Here is a 25,124-nt window from a genome sequence, read left to right as displayed (position 1 = left end):
CAAGGCCCTTTCCTGGGGGTTTGAATCGTTTCAACTCTGTGGCCTCATCCCTTGAGACATGCCAAACATGAACAGCAACAACTCATGATCAGGCTTGGCCGCGGTGCTCGCCTTGGCGACGCGCGGCAACAGGCATTGCGCGCCACCCTGCGTTGCACTGAGCACCTGTGTGCGAGGCTGTTCCCAGGCCGCCAGCGCCAAGGCTGCAACGCCCAACGCCCCGACCAGAAACAAACCTCGTGCTATTTCTAGCTTCATCTGGTTAAACCCTTGATAGCGCTGCCAAACGCCGTCTCGTAAAAGTAGCTGAGTTTCTTCCAGTCCGTGTCGTTCCACGACGAATGGCGGCGCAATTGCAGCATGTCATGGGAAGCGGCCCGATAAGCGGTCAAGCGCTGGCGGCATTTCTCGAAATCCAGCAGCGCCACTTCGACGTTGGCCGAGTCGCCCTGGCCGGTCACCCTTACAAAAATGTGCTTGATGTACAGGCAGCCATGCTGCCAGCGCCCACGGTGCATCCGCGCCAAGGTGCCAGCAAGCTCCTTGAGCACGCGCTCATGCACCAGTTCGCCGTACTGTTCACGACCACCGGCGGCGTACCAGTTTTCGATTTCGTCGAAGCCGTCGAGGGCTGCGGTGACCAGCAGTGCCTGCCAGCGGTGCTCGGGGTCGCGGCGCGCCTCGCAAAAAACCATGTCGGGTACGCGTACATCCAACAGGCGAAGGCCCTTGATGGCATCCCGCTCACGCAACACAGTGGGACGGCCAAACGGGTGCAACCAACTGCGGTAGATGTGCCCGGTCTGGCGCTTGCTGTAGAGCAAGCGTCCATTGGCGCTCATCACGCGCTGCACGCCACTTTCACCACCACGCCGGCGGTTGGGTTCTTCAACCCACTCGCCTTGCTGGCGCCAGAAATAATCGAATCTCTCCTCGGGAGCTACGTGACTGCCTGCTACGCACTCAACTGCCATCCTGTTACCTCTTGCGCAATACATACACTCGCCACATGGCGTAGAGCGGAATGAAGTCCAGGGACTCCTGAACACGGAAACCGGCTTCTTCGAATTCTGCTTCAACAGTAGCAGCCGGTAACACAAATCTGTTTTGGTAACCTTCCTGCTCACCTTTTTTACGACGCTGCTCTTCGAGACGCTTGCGTTTCCAGGCTTTGAAATTGCCATCGACCCACAGCGAAACGATCACACTGTCACGGGTAACGCGCTGAAACTCCCGCAGTATCGCCAGTCGGTGCGCCGGATCACCAATGTGGTGCAACAGGCGCATGCAAAAAATGCTGTCGACCGAGTTATCCGGCAGATCGATATCAAACGCAGATGTCTGCAAGGGTCGTACCCGTTTCACCACATCGGCGGGTTGGGCAGCCGTTGCGACCTTCAACATCGACGCCGAGTTGTCGGCTCCAATGATGACGCGATTGGGCTTTTCGGCCAGCAGCGGCCAGAAACGCCCGGCGCCGCACGGCAAGTCCAGCACCAGGCCAGGCTCACCGGCCATCGCCAGCGCGCCACGGGCCAATTGCTCGTCGCGTTTGTGGGACAACCGGCGGGCCAGATTGTCCTGATGCTTGAGCAAATACTCTTGGGCGTGTTCGTCGTTGTACTTTTCGGAAAATTCGAGTTTGGTCGGGGTAGACATCAACGGATCTCCAGTTGCTGATGCCTACAACCTTAAGCAGCCGTCTGTGATCAACAGGTCAACCCGTTGTGAAAATCTTGTCCTGTCCAACTCCATACATTTCAAGACTTTACAGACACAAGCAATAGCATGGGGCCATCTTCGCCGAATGACGGTGATCTCTGGCAGGATAGCGGCAGAGGGTGGAGTCAGGCGTTGACCTGACTCAGTTGTACATGAAAGCGGCAGCCGTTGGGCTCCATGGTGCTGAGGCTCACAGTCCAGCCCTGGTTCTCGCAGATGCGCTGGACCAGCGACAACCCAAGGCCCAGGCCGTCACCGCGTTTCTCGTTGCCGCGCACAAACGGCTCGAACATCGCTTCGCGCTTGTCTTCGGGAATCCCCACGCCGGAGTCTTCTACCACAAAACCACTGGGCTCCAGGGTCAGGCGGATAAAACCGTGCTCTGTGTAGTGCAAAGCATTGCGCAGCAGATTACCCATGACCGCGTGCAGGAAGGTCGCGTTGTACCGGGTATCCAGAGGGTTGCCCGGCTGGTAGGTCAACACCAGGCCCTTGCGCTCGATAGGCTCACGCCAGATGCCTAGCAGGTCATCGGCCACTTGCTCCAGGCTGACCTGGGGCGACATGGTGCCGTCGTCATGTTCGGCGCGGGCCAGCATCAGGAAGGTCTGCACCAGTTCGCGCATTTCCTCACAAGCACGGGCGATGCGCTCAACCTGGTTACGCCCGCGCTGGTCAATGGCCGGGTTTTCCAGCAACAGTTCGCAGGAGCTGGCCAGCACCATCAACGGTGTGCGCAATTCGTGACTGACATCACTGGTGAACAACTGCTCACGGGACAGCGCCTGGCGCAGGCGCCCCAGGGTGGCATCGAAGGCCACGGCCAGTTCACCCACTTCATCCGCCGCGTAATCCGGTGCCAACGGCGGCGCCAGGCCCAGCAGTTGGTCACGATGACGCACCTGGCGGGCCAGTCGCACGACCGGCGCCATCACCTTGCGCGCCAACACCCAGCCGAGGAAGACCGCCAGCGCCAGGCTGAGGACGAAACCCACCAGCACCACGGCAAACAACACGCGCTCGCGCTCTTCGAAATCGCTTTGATCCTGCAGCAACACGTAGCGTCGACCGTCGACCACTTCGACCATCGCGTGGTACGACAGCGCTTCGCGGAACACTTCATGGAAACCGGGCTCAAGGTGGCGCAGATCCTTGGGCAACTCAAAATCGCCGGGGCCACCGCTGAAGTAAAACAGCTGATCCGGCTCGGGCCGGTGCCGCCAGTCTTCGACCGTGTCCATCAGCAACAAGCGTTGCAGGTCACCGCCCAGGCCCGCCGAGATCAACTTTTCTTCCACCAGGTGCACCGTCGCGACGATGCCCATGGCAAAGGCCCCCGCCACCAACGCACTCATCAACGCAAAGGCGATGATGATCCGCTGGGCAAGGCTTTGCTTAAACTCCATCTCGACCCTCGGCCAGGCGATAACCGACGCCGTGCACCGTTTGCAGCAACGGCTTGGCGAACGGTTTGTCGATCACTTGGCGCAATTGGTGGACGTGGCTGCGCAGGCTGTCGCTGTCCGGGCAGTCGTCGCCCCACAGGGCTTCTTCGAGAATTTCGCGGCGCAACACGTGCGGGCTCTTTTGCATCAGCACCGCCAGTAGTTTCAGGCCAACTGGGTTGAGCTTGAGCAAGCGGCCTTCGCGGGTCACTTCCAGGGTGTCGAGGTCGTAGCTCAGGTCACCCACTTGCAGGGCGCGGCGCCCGCCACCCTGGGCACGGCGCAGCACCGCTTCGATGCGCGCGGCCAGTTCCGACAGGGCAAACGGTTTGAGCAAGTAGTCATCGGCGCCGGACTTGAAGCCCTGCAGCCGGTCATCCAGTTGGTCGCGGGCGGTGAGCATGATCACCGGCGTGTCGCGGCGCGCATCTTCGCGCAGGCGTTTGCACAGGGTGTAGCCATCGATGCCGGGCAGCATGATGTCGAGCACGATGAGGTCGTAATGCTCGGTGGCGGCCAGGTGCAGGCCCGACAAACCGTCCTGCGCACAGTCCACGGTATAGCCTTTTAGCCCCAGGTAATCGGCCAGGTTGGCCAGAATATCGCGGTTGTCTTCAACCAATAGAATTCGCATGGGCAGTGTCTCCGTACGCGGTAACGGCCGTGTTGGCTCGCGCAGCTTAAGGCCAAGTTTGGCTCAGGGATAGACCCGAGAGGGCCATCGATTAAGGTTTTCAACCGATATTTTAGTTGAACGAGATTTTCACTATAGCTTCACGGATTGAAGACAGCGCTGATGAGAAAATTACCGATGGCTTGAATATTTTCTTCGACAGATTGACCGCTTTCGCGGGTAAGCCCGCTCCCACATTGGGATGGGAAACACCCTTTTGCCCACAAAAAAGCCCCGCCTGCATCACTGCAGGCGGGGCTTTTCAGTTAGCCGGGTAAGGCTGGCTTACATCATGCCGCCCATGCCACCCATGCCGCCCATGTCTGGCATACCGCCGCCAGCCGAGCCTTCAGCCTTCGGCTTGTCAGCGATGGCCACTTCGGTGGTCAACAGCAGACCAGCGATCGAAGCAGCTGCCTGCAACGCGGAACGGGTCACTTTGGTTGGGTCCAGGATACCCATCTCAACCATGTCGCCGTATTCGCTGGTGGCAGCGTTGTAACCGTAGTTACCTTTGCCGTTCTTCACTTCGTTGACCACAACACTTGGCTCATCGCCGCTGTTGGAAGCGATCTGGCGCAGTGGGGATTCAACGGCGCGACGCAGAACTGCGATACCGACGTTCTGGTCAGCATTGTCGCCTTTGAGGTCAACCAGCGCTTCCAGAGCACGGATCAGCGCAACGCCACCGCCAGGTACCACGCCTTCTTCGACGGCTGCACGGGTTGCGTGCAGGGCGTCTTCAACGCGGGCTTTTTTCTCTTTCATTTCAACTTCGGAACCTGCGCCAACCTTGATCACTGCTACGCCGCCGGACAGCTTGGCCAGACGCTCTTGCAGTTTTTCACGGTCGTAGTCGGACGAAGTCTCGGCAACCTGGGCGCGGATCTGGGTGATGCGAGCCTGGATGTCCTGCTCTACGCCAGCACCGTCAACGATGATGGTGTTTTCTTTGGAGATGGTCACGCGCTTGGCACTGCCCAGGTTTTCCAGGGTGGCGCTTTCCAGGCTCAGGCCGATCTCTTCGGAGATAACGGTACCGCCAGTCAGAACAGCGATGTCCTGCAGCATGGCCTTGCGACGGTCGCCGAAGCCTGGAGCCTTGACGGCTGCAACCTTCACGATGCCACGCATGTTGTTCACTACCAGCGTCGCCAGGGCTTCGCCTTCAACGTCTTCGGAAACGATCAGCAGTGGGCGGCCGGCTTTGGCAACGGCTTCCAGCACTGGCAGCATTTCGCGGATGTTGGAGATCTTTTTGTCAACCAGCAGGATCAGCGGGCTTTCCAGCTCGGCAACCATGGTTTCTGGCTTGTTGACGAAGTACGGGGACAAGTAGCCGCGGTCGAACTGCATGCCTTCTACAACCGACAGCTCGTTTTCCAGGCCAGTGCCTTCTTCAACGGTGATCACGCCTTCTTTGCCGACTTTTTCCATGGCTTCGGCAATGATGTCGCCGATGGAGCTGTCGGAGTTGGCAGAGATGGTGCCTACCTGAGCGATTGCCTTGGTGTCAGCGCATGGCTTGGACAGGTTTTTCAGCTCGGCAACAACAGCGATGGTCGCCTTGTCGATGCCGCGTTTCAGGTCCATCGGGTTCATGCCGGCAGCGACGGCTTTCAGGCCTTCGTTGACGATCGACTGAGCCAGAACGGTAGCGGTGGTGGTGCCGTCGCCTGCGTCATCGTTGGCACGGGAGGCAACGTCTTTGACCAGCTGCGCGCCCATGTTTTCGAAACGGTCTTCCAGTTCGATTTCTTTGGCTACGGAAACGCCGTCCTTGGTGATGGTCGGAGCGCCGAAGCTCTTCTCGATGATCACGTTACGGCCTTTCGGGCCCAAGGTCGCTTTTACTGCGTCAGCCAGGATGTTGACACCGGTGAGCATTTTCTTGCGGGCGGAATCGCCGAATTTAACTTCTTTAGCAGCCATGATCGATAATCCTTAAATACTTTGGAGTAACGGGAAAATGAGCGGGAAAATTACGCTTCCAGTACGGCGAGAATCTCGTTCTCAGCCATGACCAGCAGGTCTTCGCCGTCAACTTTCACAGTGTTGCTGCCGGAGTAAGGGCCGAATACAACCTTGTCACCGACTTTAACGGCCAGAGCACGCACTTCACCGTTTTCCAGGGTTTTGCCTGGGCCAGCAGCGACGATCACACCGTGGTTGGCTTTTTCAGCAGCCGAACCTGGCAGAACGATCCCGCCGGCGGTTTTCTTTTCTTCTTCGCTGCGACGGATTACGACGCGGTCGTGCAGAGGACGAAGCTTGCTCATTGTCGATCTCTCCTAATTGTGTTTTTCATCGGCCGGTGTCAGTACCGGCGGGTTGTATTCCGGCTGCGCCGGTCGCGCCTCGCCAAGCAAGACGCGGAAGTCTGTCTGGTGTCGCCACCAGAAACCTTGCGGTGACCGTTACATAAGGGCGCATAAGCTTATTACAAGGGGCCTCGGCGTAATTTTTTTGCGTGTGCCGACGGCTCAAAGCAACACGGCACCCAGAGGTGCCGTGCCAGTGAAGCGGTTATTTGCTGTCGCGGTGTTCGAACTCGCCTTCGATCACATCACCTTCACGCCCCAGCGGCTGGCGCGGGGCCGGACCGCCACGGGGTTGCAGATCATCGGCGAACGCACGCTGGCGAACCGCAGCCTCTTCGGCGCGCTGGCGCATCTTGCCGGCCAGCAGTTTGCGGGTGAACGGCAGCAACATCACCAGGCCCACCACATCGCTGATGAAACCCGGCAGGATCAACAGGCCACCGGCCAGGGCCATCATCAGGCCTTCGAGCATGGTCTGGGCGGGCAACTCACCGCGATTCAGGCTTTCACGGGCACGCAGCGCCGTGGCCAGGCCGGCGACACGCAGCACCAGGACGCCGAGCATCGAGCCGAGAATGATCAGCAACAGGGCCGGGAAAAAGCCGATCGCACTGCTGACTTGAACGAATACGAACAGCTCCAACACCGGGAACAGCAGAAAGAGCAATAAAAAAGGGCGCATCAAATGGTTCCTCAACGCAAGAATGCCTTGCCAGTCCACCTTAGATGACGTCGCCGTTTCGTGAATTCAAGCGTCAGCGGCTTCTTTTTTCGGCCAGACCTCGGCGTGAGCCAATGAAACCAGGGCTTCGCGTACTTGTGTCGGCGTGTTGCAAGACGCCGCAAATGGCAACCAATATAAGGATTGGCCTATACGCAAGTGCATGCCTTCGCTGTCGATGCCGGCCAACTGGGCAGGCTCGGACGTCGGCAGGCCGGTGAGGTGGACGTAATGGGCAATGGCCTTGGTGTGATCGCTGTTCATGTGTTCGATCATGCTGCGCTCGGCCTTGCCCGCGAACGGGTTGGCCAATGTCAGCTGGTCGACCCAATGAATCGCGCCAAAGCCGCCGATGTAACGGTGACGCACCGGCTTGAGTACCCAGAAGTCAAAATCGTGGGCCTTGTGGTAGTTGGCTGAATCGGGGAAATAGCGGTAATACCGCTCCGCAGCCGCTTCGATGGCAGCGCCCTCCTCCAGTTTTTCGGCTTCGGCCAGGTACGTCAGGCGCCCGACGGCCTGCACGTCATCCGCCTCGCGCTCACCCACCAGCAGCGAGCACTTGGGGTCTTTCTGCAGATTGTGGGTGTGTTGGGCAATGCGGCTGATCAGGATCAGCGGGCGGCCCTGCTCATCCAGGCAATACGGCACGACCGAACCGAAGGGGAAGCCAGGCATGACTTTGGACAGTGTGGAGAGAGCCCCACGGTATTCCTTGAGCAACAGCTCTCGGGCGTTCTTGGCAACCTGTGCGCTCAACGTATGACTCCTCGGATAATCAGCCGCCCACGGCCTATAGGGCCTATGGGAATGAATCTCAACGCAAGGTAATCATTATCGGCAAAGGTTGCCAAGCAGGTTTTGTTCGCCCGTGTTACCAGGCCACGCCGAAGCCTGCGGTGTAGCGGGTCTTGCTCAGGCTGCTGTCGGAGTCGCCACTGATGATGTCGCGCTCGGCCTTGAGGTTGAGCGAAGCCCACTCGGTGACTTTGTAGCGCAGGCCCATTTCTGCATCCAGCGAGTATTCGGCCGGGCCGCCGATAGGCTTGCCCACTTCGCCGTTGGTGAAGAACTCGACGGTCTTGCCCACCAGGTAGCGGTTGTAGTTCCACTTCATAGCCAGGGAATAGAAGTTGTCCTTGCCGCCGTCGGCATATTCATAGTCCGTGCGGTTGACCAGCGAGCCCAGGGAGAACGCGCCGAGTTCATCGTCCCAGAACTGATAGCCCGGGCCGGTACCGACGGTGCGTTGGCGGGACAGGTCTTCAACCTTGTCGCGCTTGTAGGTCAAGCGGCCCTGCCAGAACCAATGCTCGGTCAGGAAGCGGTCGAGGTCGTATTCCAGGGCCCAGTTATCGGTGGTGGTGACATCGTCCTGGAACTCGCGGTTGTACTCGCCCTGCCCGGTATGACGCCATTGACCATGGCGGGCGGTGGTCTTGAAGTCGATGTCGTAGTCGTTGGTGTCTTTGTCGGCGCGTTTATAGTCCAGCGCCATGTCCACATTGCCCTTCCACACCAGGTCTTCGACTACGGGCTTGGGCTTGATGATCTGTTGGATACTGGCCAAATCGACGGTCTTGGGCGCTTCACCGTTGGCGAGCACGACTTTGCCGTCATCTGCCGCCTTGAGGGACTTGGCCTTCTCGCCGGTGTAGGCATCCTGCTTGACCAGCAGCTCCTGGTCACTTTCCAGGGTTTTCACCTGCTTCCAGTCCACCGGAATGGCACCTGCGTAATCGGTCTGGATCAGCAGCTTGCCACCGTCGAAGACCTTGATCTTGCCGGTCAGGCGGTCACCGTTCTTCAACCAGACGGTGTCAGCCAGCAAGGGCGTGGAGGCGCTGAAAACAGCGAGGCACAGCAGGGTTCTGGACAACATAAGCGGATCGGGAGCTCAAGGTTGGCGAAAAGGGGCGATTATCGTGTTAGATAGCTAGGACTGACTCAAGGATTTAAGTTGAGTTCAATTCTCATCAACACACTTACAGACCTTTCCTACAATTGTGCCGTCGGTATCAATGGATATGCCCACCGTGAATCAGCCCGCTGAAACGCCACAAAGCCCCGCCGAAATGCGCCGTACCGCGCTGTACCTGACCCTGGCTCAAGTGCCCGCAGGCTGCGTGGTGAGCTACGGCGAGCTGGCCCACCTGGCAGGTCTCGGTCGTGCGGCGCGCTGGGTCGGCCGTACCCTGAGCCAGCTTCCCGAAGACACCAAGTTGCCCTGGCACCGCGTGCTGGGTGCCGGTGGTCGGATAAGTCTGCCGGTGGGCAGTGCTTCGGGTGACGAACAGCGGGCGCGTTTGCGCGATGAAGGTGTCAATATCCTGAACAATCGCGTTGATATTCAGCGCCATGGCTGGCGCCCGGTAGAGCACAGCGGTTAGAGTGCGCGCTTTGTTTCCGCAAATCTGAGGCAGACTCCAGCCCATGCCCCGTAAAACCTGGCGCGCCGCGCTCGCTGCCTATGCCAGCCCCTCGACGTTGGTCCTGTTGTTGCTCGGCTTTGCCGCCGGCCTGCCTTACATGTTGGTGTTCTCGACGCTTTCAGTGTGGTTGCGTGAAGCCGGTGTGGCGCGCGAGACCATCGGCTATGCGAGCCTGATCGGTTTGGCGTATGCCTTTAAATGGGTGTGGTCGCCGCTGCTCGACCAGTGGCGCTTGCCGTTGCTCGGCAAACTGGGGCGCCGTCGCTCCTGGCTGGTGCTGGCCCAGTCGCTGGTGATCCTCGGATTGATCGGCATGGGTTTTTGCGACCCGCAGAAACACTTGTCCTGGCTGATCGCTATCGCTGTCATCGTCGCCTTCGCCTCCGCGACCCAAGACATCGCGGTCGACGCCTACCGCCTGGAAATCGCCGACGACAGCCGCCAGGCTGCGTTGGCCGCCAGCTACATGTCCGGTTATCGCATCGCCGCCCTGCTCGCCACGGCGGGTGCGCTGTTTTTTGCAGAAGGCTTCGGCTCTACCGGCTTCAACTATAAACACTCGGCCTGGACCGGCACCTATGTGCTGTTCGGCGTACTGATGATACCGGCGCTGCTGACGACCCTGTTCATGCGCGAACCCAATGTGCCGCTGCGCACCCAACTGCAAGCTGGGCGTTACAGCTTCGTGCATCAACTGGTGTCTGTGTTTGTACTGATCGTGTTGCTGGTATCGGTGCCGGCGATGTTCACCCAGCTGTTCAACACCGATTTCGAAAGCGTGCTGTTCCACGGTATGAGTCTGTGGGACTTGCTGATGGAAGACCGCGCGTTCCTGCGCGCCATCCTCTATATCACGCTCACCGCCCTATGCCTTTCGGCCATGGGCCGCCGTGGCTTGGCGCCGGTGCTGACGCCGGTCAACGACTTCATCCTGCGCTACCGTTGGCAGGCGTTGTTGCTGCTGGGGCTGATCGCCACCTACCGCATGTCCGACACTGTAATGGGCGTGATGGCCAACGTGTTCTACATCGACCAGGGCTTTACCAAGGACCAGATCGCCGGGGTCAGCAAGATCTTCGGCCTGATCATGACGCTGGTCGGCGCCGGCATGGGCGGCCTGCTGATCGTGCGTTTCGGCATCCTGCCGATCCTGTTCATCGGCGGCGTGGCCTCGGCCGGCACCAACCTGCTGTTCGTGATGCTCGCTGACATGGGCCCGGACCTGCAGATGCTGATCTTCACCATTTCCCTGGATAACTTCAGTTCAGGGCTGGCGACCTCCGCTTTCGTGGCCTACCTTTCGAGCCTGACCAACCTGAAGTTCTCCGCCACCCAATATGCGTTGCTCAGCTCGATCATGCTGCTGTTGCCGCGCCTGATCGGTGGGTATTCGGGGGTGATGGTGGAGAAGTTCGGCTATCACAACTTCTTCCTGATCACCTGCATGCTGGGTGTGCCGACGCTGGCGCTGATTGCGCTGCATTGGTATCAGGAGAATCGGCGGGCGAAGTTGAATCCCCAGGCAGAAGACTGACCTGTGGGAGCGGGCTTGCTCGCGAATGCGGTGTGTCAGTCGCTGGAGATGTTGACTGATCCTACGCATTCGCGAGCAAGCCCGCTCCCACAGACCCCTCTGCATTCTGATGCCTGTACTCCAGCAGCCGGCGCCCGTACAATCCAGAGTCATTTCAAGTCCAAGCAACCGACAACGGCCTACCATGCGTACCAGTCAATATTTGCTCGCCACACAGAAAGAAACGCCTTCCGACGCGGTCGTGATCAGCCATCAGCTGATGCTGCGCGCCGGCATGATCCGCAAACTGGCCTCCGGCCTGTACACCTGGTTGCCCATGGGCTTGAAGGTGATGCGCAAGGTCGAAGCCATCGTTCGTGAAGAAATGAACGCTGCCGGCTCTCTGGAAGTGTTGATGCCGAGCACCCAACCGGCTGAACTGTGGCAGGAATCCGGGCGCTGGGAAGAGTACGGCCCTGAGTTGCTGCGCTTCAAGGACCGTCATGGCCGCGACTTCTGCGCAGGCCCGACCCACGAAGAAGTGATCACCGACCTGATGCGCAACGAGCTGAGCAGCTATAAGCAGCTGCCGCTGAACCTGTATCAGATCCAGACCAAATTCCGTGACGAAATCCGCCCACGCTTCGGTTTGATGCGCGGCCGTGAATTCATCATGAAAGATGCGTATTCGTTCCACGCCGACCAGGCGTCGCTGCAGGTCACTTACGACCGCATGCACACCGCCTACTGCAACGTGTTCACGCGCCTGGGCCTGAAATTCCGCCCGGTTGAAGCGGACAACGGCTCCATCGGCGGTGCCGGCTCCCACGAATTCCACGTGCTGGCCGAGTCCGGCGAAGACGATATCGTGTTCAGCAACGGTTCGGACTACGCGGCGAACATCGAGAAAGCCGAAGCCGTGCCACGGGAAACCTCCCGCCCAGCACCGGCCGAAGAGCTGCGCCTGGTGGACACCCCAGAGACCAAGACCATCGCGGCCCTGGTGGAAAAATTCAATCTGCCGATTGAAAAGACCATCAAGACCCTGATCGTGCGCGCCGAAGAAGAAGGCAAGCTGATTGCGCTGGTGATCCGTGGCGACCACGAACTCAACGAAATCAAGGCCGCCCAGCAACCTGGCGTGGCCAGCCCGCTGGTCATGGCTACCGACGCCGAACTGCGTGACGCCATTGGCGCCGGCGCCGGCTCCCTCGGCCCGCTGAACCTGCCGCTGCCAATCATCATCGACCGTTCGGTCGAGCTGATGAGCGACTTCGGCATCGGCGCGAACATCGACGACAAGCACTACTTCGGTGTGAACTGGGAGCGTGACCTGCCGGTTCCGACCGTGGCCGACCTGCGTAACGTCGTGGCCGGTGACCCAAGCCCGGATGGCAAGGGCACCCTGGAAATCAAGCGCGGCATCGAAGTCGGGCACATCTTCCAGCTGGGCAACAAGTACAGCCAGGCGATGAACTGCAAAGTGCTGGGCGAGAACGGCAAGCCGGTGATCCTGGAAATGGGTTGCTACGGCATTGGCGTCTCCCGCGTGGTCGCCGCTGCCATCGAGCAGAACAACGATGCGAACGGCATCATCTGGAGCGACACCCTGGCGCCGTTCCAGATCGCCCTGGTGCCACTGCGTTATGAGACCGAGCAAGTACGCGAAGCCACCGACAAACTGTATGCCGATCTGACGGCCGCCGGTTTTGAAGTGTTGCTGGATGACCGGGACAAGAAAACCAGCCCGGGCATCAAGTTCGCCGACATGGAACTGATTGGCATCCCGCACCGGATCGTGGTCAGTGACCGCGGCCTGGCCGATGGCAATCTGGAATACAAGAGCCGGACCGAAGCCGAAGCCCAACCGTTGCCGGTGGCTGACGTGCTGTCTTTCCTTCAGGCGCGTATTCGTCGCTGAAAACCAGATCAAGAGAAGTCATGTTCAAGCGAAACACCAGAGCCCTGGGGGGCGCCGCCTTGTGCGGCGCCCTGCTGGTCAGCGGCTGCGCCAACCAGATGTCGCAACGCAGTGAGCACGAGGAGCGGGTCGAGCGTAAGTTGCTCGACCACAGCCTGCAGATCGATGTAGGCGAACCCAAAGTGCTGGAACTGCCGCAACGCCGGGTCCGTATTCACGAGCAAAAGACCTTTGAGGTCACCGAGTTCGAAGTCACCCGTCGTTACGACCGCTACACGCCCTACCAGCCCTGGCGCAAACTCTATGAGATGCCGTTGGGTGCCGTAGCCCTGGTGGCCGGCGCGGGCGCCAATGTGGTGAACGTATTCGCCCTTGGCAACCTGCCGACCAGCGTGACGCGTGACTGGCTGACCTACGGCGTGGACGGCCTCAACCCGTTCATGAACGTGCAGTCCCACGGCCGTGCGCAACAGAACCTGGCGGGGATCGATGAAGTCCAGCGCGACAAGCGTGTGGAGTATTCGAGCCTGCCCTGGAGCGAACGCCCGGTGCAAGTCACCGCCGGCAAGCAAGTCCATGAGCTGACCACCGACCGTAACGGCGTACTGCGCCTGAACCTGTTGGACAGCCCATTTGCCGAGCAGGACCTGAACCGCGTCACGACCTTGAAGATCAGCGTGGAAGATGGTCAGGATGACGTGCATTCGGACTCCACGCTGGCGGTCAGCAGTACCTTGCGCAGCAAGTTGCTGGAAGCCCACGGCCTGATCTACGACGACCTGGAAGACGACGAAGTCAGCCAGTGGGTGCACCGGGTCAAGCGCTTGTCTGAACTGGGCCTGGAAGAAGAAGCCAGTGAGCTGGAGCAAAGCCTGATCGAACTGACCCGCAATGATCCCGAGTTGCAGCAGGAATTCCTGCAAGCACTGACCAAGGATGCGGGGCGACTCGTCGCAGATCCTGGCGCTCGCTGAGATCTAAAGCCTGTTGAAGATCTAAATGTGGGAGCGGGCTTGCTCGCGAATACGGAGTGTCAGTCACCGTATGAGTAGGCTGAACCAGCGCATTCGCGAGCAAGCCCGCTCCCACATTTGTGCTCCCGGTTTCTACCAAGAGAATTCGAGTTGTTCATTACCGCTGCTTAGGTCCAGCAACCGCACCCCAATCCCCAGCAACCGCACCGGCTTCCCGCCGCGATTGAACGCCTGCGTCAGCAGTTGTTGATAACTCTCCAGATCCCGCCCTGCCCCCGCCTGCTCCAAGGTGGTCTGGGTAAAGTCATGAAACTTCACCTTGACGAACGGCTTGCCCGCGCGATAACTGCTGTCGATGCGCGCCATGCGTCCGGCCAGGGTTTCCATCAGTTCGGGAAGTTTAGCCAGGCAGCTTGAAAGGTCCGGTAAATCCACGTCGTAGGTATTTTCCACACTGATCGACTGGCGGCGACTGTCGTTCTGCACCACGCGGTCATCGATCCCACGGGCCAGGCTCCACAGCCGCTCGCCAAAACTACCGAATTCGCGTACCAGCGCCAGCTTGTTCCATTCGCGCAACTGCAGGCAGTCTTCGATCCCCAGGCGCGCCAGCTTGTCCGCTGTGACTTTGCCTACGCCGTGCAACTTACTTACGCGCAATTGCGAGACGAAGTCTTCGATCTGATCCGGCGTAATCACAAAGAGCCCGTTGGGCTTCTTCCAATCGCTGGCGATCTTGGCCAGGAACTTGTTCGGCGCTACACCGGCGGACACGGTGATATGCAACTGGTTGGAGACACGCCGGCGAATATCCTGGGCAATGCGCGTGGCACTGCCGCCGAAATGCGGGCTGTCGGACACGTCCAGATAGGCTTCATCCAGCGACAAGGGTTCGATCAGGTCGGTGTAGTCGCGAAAGATCGTCTGGATTTCCTTCGACGCTTCCTTATAGGCATCCATGCGCGGCTTGACGATGGTCAGGTCCGGGCACAGCTTCAAGGCGTGGCGTGATGACATGGCCGAGCGCACGCCATAGGCCCGCGCTTCGTAGTTGCAGGTGGCGATCACCCCCCGGCGATCCGCCGAGCCACCTACGGCCAGCGGTTTTTGCGCCAGGCTCGGGTCATCGCGCATCTCGATGGCGGCGTAGAAGCAATCACAGTCGACGTGGATGATTTTGCGCTGCGTCATATAAACGGGGTGTGTACCTACGGGTGGCCAGTATCGCATTCACACCTGTATATAGCACCAGTAGTTTGATTCTTCCGCTTGAGCGGTAGGAAAAATCCCAGATGAATTTATTTTCTCAATCGAATTTGGCCTGCTGATAGAGCTGAAACCCTCAGCCAGACTGGGCTGGCGGGGTATCGGGAGGCCTCCTTGGAGAGCTAACCGATTGAACCACAAGCGCTTTTCTTCGATTCACGGGTTGACACACCGGCGTTCCTCTGTAGAATGCCGACACACAGACGCGGGATGGAGCAGTCTGGTAGCTCGTCGGGCTCATAACCCGAAGGTCGTCGGTTCAAATCCGGCTCCCGCAACCAAACATCAAAAAAGGCTACTCGAAAGAGTGGCCTTTTTTGTGCGTGTCAATTATGCAGACTGCTTCGCAGCCTGGCGCGGGGCAAGCCCGCTCACCACAGCAAGCCCGCTCGCTACAAAAACCTTTTCCAATCTGAAACTTAGGTTGCCTGAGCAGTTATTTGACGGATATATCTATTAACAGTTGACACCTCGCCGCTGGACTGTAGAATGCCGCCCACAGACGCGGGATGGAGCAGTCTGGTAGCTCGTCGGGCTCATAACCCGAAGGTCGTCGGTTCAAATCCGGCTCCCGCAACCAAACATCAAAAAAGGCTACTCGAAAGAGTGGCCTTTTTTGTATCCGGTGAAAAAGTTCTTCTGAAACAATGGCATGGCATCTTTCATGAAACCGCACGCGGTTTGTAGAGTCCATCTCATTGCAAGCTATGCTCAATGCTCAAGCGCTACCCTCTACGACCAATGGCCGCAGTCGCCGCACCCGGTGATACGCGTTAATATTTGTAATTATTTTGTCCATAGGGATTGGTAACTTGGCTGGATACCTCCATCCTGTCGCGCACAATCCACGAGGTGATTGATGCGCGCCAACTCGTCTGAACCACAAGACACTGTCACAGCAGAACAACCGATCACACCCACCCGTTTGCGCTGGCTGGATCTGGTGAGCAAGTACCGGCAACCCATCGGGCTGGCCGTCACTCTATTGTTGTTCGCCATCGCCCTGATCGCCTGCCGCCACTTGCTACTGGAACTGGACCTTTACGCCCTCCACGATTCGATCTTGGAAGTACCCAAGCCCGCTTTGCTCGGCGCGTTTGCGGCAGCGGTCGCCGGGTTCGTCATTCTATTGGGCTACGAATTTTCCGGTGCGCGCTACGCGGGCGTGAACCTGCCCGCCAAAACCCTGGCCCTGGGTGGTTTTACCGCCTTCGCCATTGGTAATGCGATTGGCCTGTCGATGCTTTCCGGCGGATCGGTACGCTACCGTTTATATGCACGCCATGGCATCGGGGCTTCGGAAGTCGCCCATATGACAGTGTTCGCCAGCCTGGCGCTCGGCACTGCGCTGCCGCCGCTGGCTGCATTGGCGACATTGAGCAACCTGCCCGCCGCATCGACCTACCTGCATTTGCCACAGGCTGTGCTGGGCGGTATTGCTGGCGCAGTGCTGCTGTTGTCGGCCGTGCTGTGCATGGGTATTTATCGCCGCCGCCTGCCGGAACAACCCTACCCGGATAACCTGTTGGTAAAAGCCGGACGTCGCACCCTGCGCCTGCCGGGTCGCCGCCTGACCTTCCTGCAACTGATCATTACCGCGCTGGACGTGGCCGCTGCCGCCACCGTTCTTTATATGCTGCTGCCGGAAGCGCCACCGTTCGGTCCTTTCCTGCTGGTGTACCTGCTGGCCCTGGCCGCCGGCGTGCTCAGCCATGTGCCGGGCGGCGTGGGCGTGTTCGAGGCGATCCTGCTGGCGGCCTTCGCCGACAAACTGGGTGCCGCGCCATTGGCCGCCGCCCTGCTGCTGTACCGCATGATCTATGTGGTGCTGCCGCTGTTGATCGCCTGTGTGTTCCTGCTGGTCAACGAAGCGCAGCGTCTGTTCCAGACCCAGCAAAGCCTGCGGGTTGCCTCGGGGCTGGCCGCGCCAGTGCTGGCCGTGCTGGTTTTTTTGTCCGGCGTGGTCCTGCTGTTCTCTGGCGCCACGCCCGAAATCGACTCACGCCTGGAAAACATCGGCTTCCTGATTCCCCACCGCCTGATTGACGCCTCGCACTTTGGCGCCAGCCTGATCGGTGTGTTGTGCCTGTTGCTAGCCCAGGGTTTGCGCCGACGCTTGTCGGCCGCCTGGATGCTGACCATGGTGCTGCTGTTGGTCGGCGCCCTGCTCTCGCTGCTCAAGGGTTTCGACTGGGAAGAAGCCAGCCTGATGACCATGACCGCGATCCTGCTGGCGATCTTCAGGCGCTCGTTTTATCGCGCCAGCCGCCTGACCGAACTGCCCTTCTCGCCGCTGTACCTGGTGGCCAGTGTCTGCGTGCTGGGCGCTTCGATCTGGCTGTTGCTGTTCGCCTATCAAGACGTGCCTTACAGCCATCAGCTGTGGTGGCAGTTCACCCTCGACGCCAACGCCCCACGCGGTCTGCGTTCGCTGTTGGGTGCTGCTGTGGTGCTGGTGGTTGTGTCGCTGACCTGGCTGCTGCGCACCGCCCGCCCGGTAATCCACCTGCCGACACCCGACGAACTGGAGCGCGCCAGCAAGATCCTGATGGCCTCGTCCCAGCCCGACGGTGGCCTGGCGCTTACCGGTGACAAGGCGCTGCTGTTCCACCCCAACGATGAAGCGTTCCTGATGTATGCCCGTCGCGGCCGTAGCCTGGTAGCCTTGTACGACCCGATCGGCCCGACCCAGCCACGGGCCGAGATGATCTGGCAGTTCCGTGACCTGTGCGACATCCACCACGCGCGCCCGGTGTTCTACCAGGTCCGCGCCGAGAACCTGCCGTACTACATGGACATCGGCCTCACCGCCATCAAGCTGGGCGAAGAAGCCCGTGTCGACCTGAAACGCTTTGACCTGGAAGCCAAGGGCAAAGAGATGAAGGACCTGCGTTACACCTGGAACCGTGGCTCGCGGGACGGCCTGTCCCTAGAGATCTGCGAACCGGGCACCGCGCCGATGGACGAGCTCAAGGTGATCTCCGATGCCTGGCTGACCGGCAAGAATGTGCGGGAAAAAGGCTTTTCCCTGGGACGCTTCAGCGACGACTACCTCAAGCACTTTCGTATTGCGATCATTCGCTTCGAAGGGCGCCCGGTGGCCTTCGCCAACCTGCTCGAGACCTACAACCACGACCTGGCCAGCCTCGACCTGATGCGCGCCCACCCGGATGCGCCCAAGCTGACCATGGAGTTCATGATGGTCGGCCTGATTCAACACTATAAGAGTCAAGGCTACGCCCGCTTCAGCCTCGGCATGGTGCCGTTGTCGGGCCTGCAACCGCGACGCGGCGCCCCGCTGACCCAACGTTTGGGTTCGATGGTGTTCCGTCGTGGCGAGCAACTGTATAACTTCCAAGGTTTGCGCCGCTTCAAAGACAAGTTCCAGCCTGACTGGGAACCCCGTTACATGGCCGTGCCCGCAGGACTTGATCCGCTGGTGGCACTGGCCGATACCGCCGCCCTGATCGCGGGCGGCTTGACTGGATTGGTGAAACGCTGATGATTCGACGCTCCTGGCGGTATGTATTGGCCTTTGTAGTGCTGCTCGCCCTGGTCCTGGGTGGTGGCTATTGGTACTGGAACCGCCCAGCCCCGCAGCCGACCCTGGAGCAATTGCCCCAGGCCGATGGCTCGGTGATGACCCGCGTCACTCCGTACGGCACGCCGAAAGCCCGCGTGGCCGTGGCCGTGATGGCCGCCGATGTGCTGACCGACAGCCAACTGATTGCGTTGAGCCAAGGCGGCAAGGCGCAGATCGTCCAGGTAATCCTGCCCAAGGACGACTGCAAGCTGCAGGAACAAGCGCTGCAAAGCGCTTTGGGTCAGCTCAAGGGCCCCGCGACGCTGGTCAGCGGTATCGGCCCTGGTGCAAGCCTGGCATGGCGCTGGTTGGCCGCACAGAACGACGACAAGGCCAACGCCATCTCCGTCGGTTTCGCCATGACCCAGCCAGGCTGCAACGACCCTTTGCCAAAAACCTCAGCCCACGGCAATTGGCTGGTGGCCTGGAACGACAACCCTGAGGATGATGCTGCCAGTTTCGTACGCGACACACCGCGTGCTACCACCAGCATCAGCGACTACGACATTCACTACCCGCAAGTGCTGAACAACGAGTTGCGCAAGCAACTGGTAGGGTCGGACAACGGCGGCCTGGCGATTCCAGTGGTTGAAGTCCCGGCCGGCCAAGCGAAAGATACCGTCACCCTGTTCCTCTCCGGTGATGGCGGCTGGCGCGACCTGGACCGCGACGTGGCTGGCGAGATGGCCAAGATCGGCTACCCGGTGGTGGGTATTGATACCCTGCGCTACTACTGGCAGCACAAGACCCCGGAACAAAGCGCCAAGGACCTTACCGAACTGATGCAGCACTACCGTCAGAAATGGGGCACCAAGCGCTTCGTATTGACCGGTTATTCGTTTGGCGCCGATGTGTTGCCAGCCATCTACAACCGTATGCCGGAAAACGAGCAGCAGCGTGTGGACGCGATCATCCTGCTGGCGTTTGCGCGCACGGGCAGCTTCGAGATTGAAGTGGAAGGCTGGCTCGGAAACGCCGGTAAGGAAGCCGCCACTGGGCCAGAAATGGCCAAGCTGCCACCTGAGAAAGTGGTGTGCATCTACGGTGCGGAAGAGGTCGACGAGAGCGGCTGCACGGATAAGACGGCCGTGGGTGAAGCGCTGAAGTTGCCAGGCGGGCATCACTTCGATGAGAACTACCCGGCGCTGGCGAAGCGCTTGGTGGATATCATCGTCAAACACCAGGCCAAAGCCGAATAGCCTCCCCCAATGTAGTGAGCGGGCTTGCCCCGCGCTGGGCTGCGCAGCAGCCCTAAAACCAAACGCCGCATTCTGCCTGACAGAATGCGGCGTTTTTATTGGGGCGGCTTCGCCACCCAGCGTGGGGCAAGCCCGCTCACCACAAAAAAACCGCTGAGATTTAGCGCGGTTCGATGTGGGCAATCATAAGCTGCACAGTCTCATTCCCACGAAACTCGTTCACATCCAGCTTGTACGCCAATTCCACCCAACGCACGGTTGGGTTCGGCCAGACCTCACGGTCCACCCCAAACGCAATGCCATCGAGCTTCACTGACCCGCATTCAGTCTTGAGCACCACCTTCAGGTGACGCTCACCCACCACGCGCTGCTCCACCAACTGGAATACACCGTGAAAGACCGGCTCGGGGAAGTGCTGCCCCCACGGCCCGGCATGCCGCAGCGCGCGGGCCAATTCCAGGTGAAACTCTTCCACCGCCAGGGTGCCGTCCGACAGCAGCCGACCGGTCAGGTCTTCTTCACGCAATTGGCGACGCACTTCGGCATCGAAAGCTTCGGCAAACAGCGGGAAATTTTCTTCGGGCAACGTCAGCCCTGCCGCCATGGCGTGGCCGCCGTACTTGGCGATCAGGTTGGGATGCTGGCTCGCAACCACTGCCAGCGCATCACGGATATGAAACCCCTGCACAGAACGCCCCGAGCCCTTGAGCAAGCCATCACCGGCGTCGGCGAAGGCGATGGTCGGGCGGAAGTAACGCTCTTTCATACGCGACGCGAGAATCCCGATCACGCCTTGGTGCCATTCCGGGTCGAACAGGCACAAGCCGTAGGGCATCGACTCCACCGGCAAGTCCTTGAGCTGGGCCAGGGCCTCGCGCTGCATGCCTTGCTCGATGGATTTGCGGTCCTGGTTCATGCCGTCCAGTTGCGCAGCCATTTCCCGCGCCGCGGCAACGTCGGTGGTGAGCAGGCATTCGATGCCCAGGCTCATGTCATCCAGGCGACCGGCAGCGTTCAGGCGTGGACCGAGGATAAATCCCAGGTCGGTGGAGGTGATACGCGCGGCATCGCGCTTGGCCACTTCCAGGATCGCCTTGATCCCTGGCCGCGCACGACCGGCGCGGATACGCTCCAGGCCCTGATGCACCAGGATGCGGTTGTTGGCGTCCAGGGGCACCACGTCGGCGACGCTGCCCAGGGCAACCAGGTCGAGCAATTCACCGATGTTGGGCTGAGGCTTATTCTCGTACCAGCCCAAGCTGCGCAGGCGCGCGCGCAGGGCCATCAGCACATAAAAGATCACGCCGACACCGGCCAGGGCCTTGCTCGGGAATTCGCAGCCAGGCTGGTTCGGGTTGACGATGGCATCCGCCGCCGGCAGCTCATCGCCAGGCAAGTGGTGGTCCGTCACCAGCACCTGCAACCCCGCCGCTTTCGCCGCCGCCACGCCTTCGACGCTGGAAATGCCGTTGTCCACAGTGATCAGCAATTGCGGCTCACGCTGCAGGGCGACTGCAACGATTTCCGGGGTCAGGCCATAGCCGTACTCGAAACGGTTGGGCACCAGATAGTCGACATGGGCCGCACCGAGCAAACGCAAGCCCAGGGTGCCCACGGTGCTGGCCGTGGCGCCATCGGCGTCAAAGTCACCCACGATAAGGATGCGCTGGCGCTGCTCCAGCGCGGTCACCAGCAAGTCCACCGCCGCGTCGATCCCCTTGAGCTGCTGGTAGGGAATCAACCGCGCCAGGCTTTTATCCAGCTCGGCCTCGGACTGCACCCCGCGCGCGGCGTAGAGACGGGTCAACAGCGGTGGCAGTTCACCGAGAAACGGCAGGACGGCGGGTAACGGGCGAGGATCGATACGCATGGGGTGACAGGAGCTTCTCTTCTGATACGGAAATAAAACAGGTGACCGGCAGCGATCCAATCAACCGCGTTCGCCGACCAACCACTGCAACTGCACTTCATGCTGGCCACGGTCGTCGGTGACGAACATCGTGCCTTCGCTGATCATCACGTCCCACTTGATGACGCGGGGCATGTCCTTGGCCAGGGTCTCGAGGACTTCCTGAGGCACGGCGGCGATGTGTACGTTTTTCAGGTTATTCGCTACCGGCACGACCTTGCCTTCCCACACGCGCAAGCTGCCGTAGGCCAGCAGGCTGGTACGCTCGGTGCGACGCGAGCACCAGGTGAGGCGGTCGGCGTCGGGCTGGCCGACTTCGATCCAGTGCAGGACCCGATCATCCAGGCTTTTTTCCCACAGGGCTGGCTCGTCTACATCTGACAGTCCGCGCCCGAACGACAGCTGCTCGTTGTACCAGAGGGCGTAGGCCAGCAGGCGCACAGTCATGCGCTCTTCCGTTTCCGACGGATGGCGGGCGATGGTCTGTTTGACACTCTCGTACACCGAGCGATCAAGGTCGGTGAGGTTGAGTTCGAATTTGTAGGTCGTGGACGGCTGGGCCATGAACGGGCTTCTAGAGACAGGGAAAGGCGGCCAGTCTAACCGATGGCGGGGTCATTCAACGAATCGTGCGCTGCATCATCCTTATCCCTGGCCAGCCCGCCTATGTTAAAAGGCACCACATTACCGCTCTTGCGCAGACAAGGATCCTCATGCCGTTCAACGCCAAACCGCTTGCCGGACTGAAAGTCATCGAACTCGGCACCCTGATCGCCGGCCCGTTTGCCTCACGTATCTGCGCGGAATTCGGCGCTGAGGTGATCAAGGTCGAATCGCCCGACGGCGGCGACCCCCTGCGCAAATGGCGCAAGCTGTACGAGGGCACGTCGCTGTGGTGGTTCGTGCAGGCGCGCAACAAGCAGTCGCTGACGCTGAACCTCAAGCACCCGGACGGCCTGGCCATTCTCAAACAGTTGCTGGGCGACGCCGACATCCTGATCGAGAATTTCCGCCCCGGCGTGCTGGAGAAACTCGGCCTGAGCTGGGAAACCCTGCACGCCCTCAATCCCAAGCTGGTGATGGTGCGCCTCTCCGGCTTTGGCCAGACCGGGCCGATGAAAGACCAACCCGGCTTTGGCGCCGTGGGCGAATCCATGGGCGGCTTGCGCTACATCACCGGCTTTGAAGACCGCCCGCCGGTCCGCACCGGTATTTCCATCGGTGACTCGATCGCCGCGCTGTGGGCGGTGATTGGTGCGCTGATGGCGCTGCGTCATCGCGAAGTCAACGGCGGCCTGGGCCAGGTGGTGGATGTGGCGCTGTACGAAGCCATCTTCGCCATGATGGAAAGCATGATCCCGGAGTTCGACGTGTTTGGCTTTATTCGCGAACGCACCGGCAACATCATGCCCGGTATCACGCCCTCCTCGATCCACACCAGCGCCGATGGCAAGCATGTGCAGATTGGCGCCAACGGCGATGCGATTTTCAAGCGCTTCATGTCCGCTATTGGCCGTGAGGATTTGGCCAACGACCCTGAACTTGCCAGCAATGACGGGCGCGACAGCCGCCGTGATGAGCTGTACGGGGTAATTGATCGCTGGGTGAATTCGCTACCGCTGGATCAGGTGATAGAGATCCTGAATAAGGCCGAAGTACCCGCCAGCCGCATCTACAGCGCCGAGGACATGCTCGGCGACCCGCAATTTCTGGCCAGGGAGATGTTCCTCAAGGCCAAGTTGCCTGGTGGCAAGGACTTCAAGATGCCCGGCATCGTGCCCAAGCTGTCGGACACACCGGGCAGCTGCGAGTGGGTCGGGCCGCAGTTGGGTGAGCATAACAGTGTGGTGCTGGGTGGGCTGGGTTACGACGCAGCCGCGATTGCGCGTTTACGTGAGGCAGGCGCGATCTGATGGTCCGCAGGCTTGCCCAGCTTTGCCTCAGCATCATGCTCGCCTGGGCCCCGACCACCGCCAGCGCCGAAGACACGCTGATCTGGTTATTGCGCGACTTGCCGCCACTGACCATTTTCGAAGGCCCAAGTAAAGGCCAGGGCGCACTGGATCAGTTGCTGCCGATACTCATCGAACGCCTGCCGGAATATCGGCACCAGGTGCTGCACGTCAATCGCGCGCGGGGCATGCAAATGCTGCGTGAGCCTACGTTCACCTGTGACCCCTCATTGTTATGGACAGCCGAACGAGCCAGGTACATCGTGTTTTCCAGCCAGGCATTTGTGGTCGCCAGCAATGGCGTCACCGTGCGGCGCAACCAGCAAGAAGCCATGGTGCCCTACATCGCCCAAGGCCAGTTTGACCTGCAGGCGTTCCTCGATGCCCACAAAGCCCGGGTGGGTGCCATCGCAGAGCGCAGCTACGGGCCTGTCATCGATGAACGGCTCAAGCACGCCGATGCGCACAAGCTCGCACTGCATTACGGTAACGACGCCTTGGGTAGCCTGTTGCAGATGCAGCGCCTGGGCAGGCTTGAGGCGGTGTTGGGTTATTGGCCGGAAATCCGTTATCACGCGATGCAACAGGGCATCGCCTCGGACGACCTGATCTTTTACCCCATCCAAGGCTCGGCACCTTACCAACACACGCACATCGGCTGTTCGGACACGCCTCAGGGACGCCAGGCCATGGAGCGGATCAACCAGGTACTGCACGAGATCCCGCAAGAGCAGATACAGCAGTCCTACGCCTCATGGCTGGACCCGGTCATGCGCGAACAGTATCTGCGCGATAACCCAAGCTTTTTCCAGGACTCGCCGGAGCCGTGACAAATCACAGGCAAAAAGAAACCCCGAAGCGTGGGGAGACACTTCGGGGTTAAACGTGGCCTACAAAGACCAGTACAACAAGGCACAAACACCGGAGCACAATGTTTGCTCTTGCTGTTACGAAATCTGACCGGCCACGTTGTAGGAAGTTTCCACAGTTAAACAATTCTTCATGCGGCGGTGGCGCTGCGGGTCTGGGCTGCGTTGCGCAAGGCCGCGATGACCGAGGGCTCCAGGCGTCCTTCAGCGATTTTAATGTCGCGTAGCAGACAATCCACCACATCCACCAGCACGCGCTTGTCCATCAATTGGGCGCGGTCGACTTCACGTTCGACCACGATGGCGCCAGCAGGATTCTTCACGGTTACCAAGCACTCGTCCTGCACACCAGAGGTGGTCAGCGTAACCTGATAAGGGCTCAGTGCTTCTTCGAGCAATAGGCTGATACTTTCCATCTCGATCACCACTCAATAGTTCGGGAACAATCGTTTCAACGGGAGCTGCATCTATCCTAAGTGACTGTTTGTGACGTAGGAAAGTTCGCTTTATCGTCTTTATGGGGCCGTCAGGGGGTGACGGATTCCAGCATGCGCTTGCAACATGACAGGGAAAAAACGGCGGCACATAACTGCTTACGCAATGGTCGGCTGTTTTGGGGTTGGC

22 protein-coding genes and 2 tRNA genes are annotated in these 25,124 nt (G+C 60.0%); 10 read left to right on the top strand and 14 right to left on the bottom strand.

What is annotated here, in order from left to right; genetic code table 11:
- Positions 1–30 precede the first annotated feature (30 nt).
- The 10 genes from HX823_RS01235 to HX823_RS01190 form a co-directional block, all read right to left on the bottom strand.
- Entirely contained in the window at positions 31–258 is a 228-nt protein-coding gene (locus HX823_RS01235) for a hypothetical protein (RefSeq protein WP_028617789.1), read from the bottom strand.
- A complete protein-coding gene (locus tag HX823_RS01230) occupies positions 255–974 on the bottom strand; it encodes a lipopolysaccharide kinase InaA family protein (RefSeq protein WP_038845918.1) in 720 nt (239 codons plus the stop codon). Before HX823_RS01230 ends, HX823_RS01235 begins: the two co-directional genes overlap by 4 nt.
- 4 nt (positions 975–978) lie before the next feature.
- Positions 979–1,659: a class I SAM-dependent methyltransferase gene (locus HX823_RS01225; RefSeq protein WP_177073946.1), complete on the bottom strand. Its 681-nt coding sequence runs from the start codon at positions 1,657–1,659 to the stop codon at positions 979–981.
- Between the two features lie 188 nt (positions 1,660–1,847).
- Positions 1,848–3,128: a HAMP domain-containing sensor histidine kinase gene (locus HX823_RS01220; protein WP_038845913.1), complete on the bottom strand. Its 1,281-nt coding sequence runs from the start codon at positions 3,126–3,128 to the stop codon at positions 1,848–1,850.
- Positions 3,118–3,801: a two-component system response regulator ColR gene (gene colR, locus HX823_RS01215; protein WP_003175870.1), complete on the bottom strand. Its 684-nt coding sequence runs from the start codon at positions 3,799–3,801 to the stop codon at positions 3,118–3,120. Before colR ends, HX823_RS01220 begins: the two co-directional genes overlap by 11 nt.
- Positions 3,802–4,125: 324 nt before the next feature.
- Positions 4,126–5,772, bottom strand: coding sequence for a chaperonin GroEL (gene groL / locus HX823_RS01210; protein WP_016975515.1), 1,647 nt, complete (start codon positions 5,770–5,772; stop codon positions 4,126–4,128).
- A gap of 50 nt (positions 5,773–5,822) precedes the next feature.
- Positions 5,823–6,119 (bottom strand): co-chaperone GroES, encoded by a 297-nt coding sequence (groES, locus tag HX823_RS01205; RefSeq protein ID WP_016975516.1) that lies wholly within the window; start codon positions 6,117–6,119, stop codon positions 5,823–5,825.
- Positions 6,120–6,366: 247 nt separating this feature from the next.
- The gene (locus HX823_RS01200) at positions 6,367–6,843 is read right to left on the bottom strand and encodes an FxsA family protein (RefSeq protein WP_038848696.1); all 477 of its coding nucleotides are present in this window, start codon (positions 6,841–6,843) and stop codon (positions 6,367–6,369) included.
- Between the two features lie 66 nt (positions 6,844–6,909).
- Entirely contained in the window at positions 6,910–7,641 is a 732-nt protein-coding gene (locus HX823_RS01195; protein ID WP_177073945.1) for a HugZ family protein, read from the bottom strand.
- 115 nt (positions 7,642–7,756) lie between these two features.
- A complete protein-coding gene (locus tag HX823_RS01190) occupies positions 7,757–8,764 on the bottom strand; it encodes a DUF481 domain-containing protein (RefSeq protein ID WP_038848692.1) in 1,008 nt (335 codons plus the stop codon).
- 145 nt (positions 8,765–8,909) lie between these two features.
- Between HX823_RS01190 and HX823_RS01185 the strand changes: the two genes are divergently transcribed.
- From HX823_RS01185 to HX823_RS01170, 4 genes are all read left to right on the top strand, one after another.
- Complete coding sequence (locus HX823_RS01185; RefSeq protein ID WP_177073944.1) at positions 8,910–9,272, top strand: MGMT family protein; 363 nt, start codon at positions 8,910–8,912, stop codon at positions 9,270–9,272.
- A gap of 43 nt (positions 9,273–9,315) precedes the next feature.
- Positions 9,316–10,848 (top strand): AmpG family muropeptide MFS transporter, encoded by a 1,533-nt coding sequence (locus HX823_RS01180; protein WP_177073943.1) that lies wholly within the window; start codon positions 9,316–9,318, stop codon positions 10,846–10,848.
- A 184-nt stretch (positions 10,849–11,032) separates the two neighbouring features.
- The gene (locus HX823_RS01175; protein ID WP_016975522.1) at positions 11,033–12,748 is read left to right on the top strand and encodes a proline--tRNA ligase; all 1,716 of its coding nucleotides are present in this window, start codon (positions 11,033–11,035) and stop codon (positions 12,746–12,748) included.
- A 20-nt stretch (positions 12,749–12,768) separates the two neighbouring features.
- Entirely contained in the window at positions 12,769–13,722 is a 954-nt protein-coding gene (locus HX823_RS01170; RefSeq protein ID WP_177073942.1) for a hypothetical protein, read from the top strand.
- Positions 13,723–13,854: 132 nt separating this feature from the next.
- On the opposite strand, the gene dinB is transcribed toward HX823_RS01170, so the two are convergent.
- Entirely contained in the window at positions 13,855–14,913 is a 1,059-nt protein-coding gene (gene dinB / locus HX823_RS01165; protein ID WP_038848685.1) for a DNA polymerase IV, read from the bottom strand.
- A 279-nt stretch (positions 14,914–15,192) separates the two neighbouring features.
- On the opposite strand from dinB, the gene HX823_RS01160 reads away from it, so the two are divergent.
- From HX823_RS01160 to HX823_RS01145, 4 genes are all read left to right on the top strand, one after another.
- A tRNA-Met gene (locus HX823_RS01160) sits at positions 15,193–15,269 on the top strand.
- 222 nt (positions 15,270–15,491) lie between these two features.
- Positions 15,492–15,568 (top strand) — tRNA-Met (locus HX823_RS01155).
- A 279-nt stretch (positions 15,569–15,847) separates the two neighbouring features.
- Entirely contained in the window at positions 15,848–18,490 is a 2,643-nt protein-coding gene (gene mprF / locus HX823_RS01150) for a bifunctional lysylphosphatidylglycerol flippase/synthetase MprF (RefSeq protein WP_177073941.1), read from the top strand.
- Complete coding sequence (locus HX823_RS01145) at positions 18,490–19,770, top strand: virulence factor family protein (protein WP_177073940.1); 1,281 nt, start codon at positions 18,490–18,492, stop codon at positions 19,768–19,770. Before mprF ends, HX823_RS01145 begins: the two co-directional genes overlap by 1 nt.
- 160 nt (positions 19,771–19,930) lie before the next feature.
- Here HX823_RS01145 and recJ read toward each other — a convergent pair whose 3' ends face one another.
- The gene (gene recJ, locus HX823_RS01140; protein ID WP_177073939.1) at positions 19,931–21,640 is read right to left on the bottom strand and encodes a single-stranded-DNA-specific exonuclease RecJ; all 1,710 of its coding nucleotides are present in this window, start codon (positions 21,638–21,640) and stop codon (positions 19,931–19,933) included.
- Positions 21,641–21,700: 60 nt separating this feature from the next.
- Positions 21,701–22,243 (bottom strand): YaeQ family protein, encoded by a 543-nt coding sequence (locus tag HX823_RS01135; protein ID WP_016977727.1) that lies wholly within the window; start codon positions 22,241–22,243, stop codon positions 21,701–21,703.
- A gap of 149 nt (positions 22,244–22,392) precedes the next feature.
- On the opposite strand from HX823_RS01135, the gene HX823_RS01130 reads away from it, so the two are divergent.
- Both HX823_RS01130 and HX823_RS01125 read left to right on the top strand, forming a co-directional pair.
- Positions 22,393–23,592, top strand: coding sequence for a CaiB/BaiF CoA-transferase family protein (locus tag HX823_RS01130; protein WP_038848677.1), 1,200 nt, complete (start codon positions 22,393–22,395; stop codon positions 23,590–23,592).
- Complete coding sequence (locus HX823_RS01125) at positions 23,592–24,461, top strand: TIGR02285 family protein (RefSeq protein ID WP_177073938.1); 870 nt, start codon at positions 23,592–23,594, stop codon at positions 24,459–24,461. Before HX823_RS01130 ends, HX823_RS01125 begins: the two co-directional genes overlap by 1 nt.
- 170 nt (positions 24,462–24,631) lie before the next feature.
- On the opposite strand, the gene HX823_RS01120 is transcribed toward HX823_RS01125, so the two are convergent.
- Positions 24,632–24,916, bottom strand: a complete 285-nt coding sequence (locus HX823_RS01120) for a DUF3509 domain-containing protein (protein WP_033898579.1) — start codon at positions 24,914–24,916, stop codon at positions 24,632–24,634.
- Positions 24,917–25,124 lie beyond the last annotated feature (208 nt).

The organism is Pseudomonas sp. P7759 (genome assembly GCF_013386445.1).
Lineage (GTDB): Bacteria > Pseudomonadota > Gammaproteobacteria > Pseudomonadales > Pseudomonadaceae > Aquipseudomonas > Aquipseudomonas azotoformans_A.
The sequence above is the reverse complement of the archived record's forward strand: the minus strand, read 5'-3'. Positions and strand labels throughout refer to the sequence as shown.